Source organism: Burkholderia sp. COPS, assembly GCF_019425585.1.
Classification (GTDB): Bacteria; Pseudomonadota; Gammaproteobacteria; order Burkholderiales; family Burkholderiaceae; genus Burkholderia; species Burkholderia cepacia.
On sequence record NZ_WIXR01000055.1, the window covers coordinates 77,198 to 77,907 of the forward strand.

General features: G+C 66.5%; 1 protein-coding gene. It reads right to left on the reverse strand.

Annotated elements, in window-relative coordinates; all coding sequences use genetic code 11:
* A partial coding sequence (locus FOZ70_RS38300; RefSeq protein ID WP_258025799.1) for an MFS transporter occupies positions 1-618 on the reverse strand: 618 nt, incomplete at its 3' end.
* Positions 619-710: the final 92 nt, after the last annotated feature.

The following is a 710-nucleotide window of genomic DNA, read 5'->3' on the forward strand; positions in this document are numbered from 1 at the left end:
GCGGCGGGTGGCCGTGTAGACGTCCGGATCGCTGACGTTGCGGCGGATGTACAGGATCCACAGCGCGGGCGCGATGCCGATCCAGAAGCATGCGCGCCATGCGACCTGCTCGGGCAGCAGCGCAAAGAACGCCCAGTAGAGGATCGCGGCCGCGCCCCAGCCGAACGACCAGCTGCTCTGCACGGTGCCGACGGCTTTCGCGCGGTGTTCGGGCGAGCGGATCGTCTCGGCCATCATGATCGTCACGACCGACCATTCGCCGCCGAAGCCGAAGCCCTGCAGCGTGCGTGTCGCGAGCAGTTGCCAGAACGAATGGGTGAAGCCGGACAGGCACGTGAACAGCGCGAACGTCGCGATCGTCCACTGCAGCACGCGCACGCGGCCGTAGCGGTCGGCGAGGATGCCGGCGACCCAGCCGCCGAGCGCCGACGAGATCAGCGAGCTCGTCGCGATCATCCCGGCCTCGCTCTTCGTCATGCCCCAGGCTGCGATCAGCGTCGGAATCAGGAACGAATAGATCATGAAGTCGAACGCATCGACCGCGTAGCCGCCGAATCCGGCATACAGCGTCCTGCGTTCGCGTGTCGACAGCTCGTCGAACCACTGGAATGCCTGCATGCTTGCCGTCCCCCTGTTGTCTCGTCCTGTCTCGCGCTGCCGCGTGGCGGTTATTTTACGGGCGGGGAGCGGGGCGCCAAAAAGACGGGAGC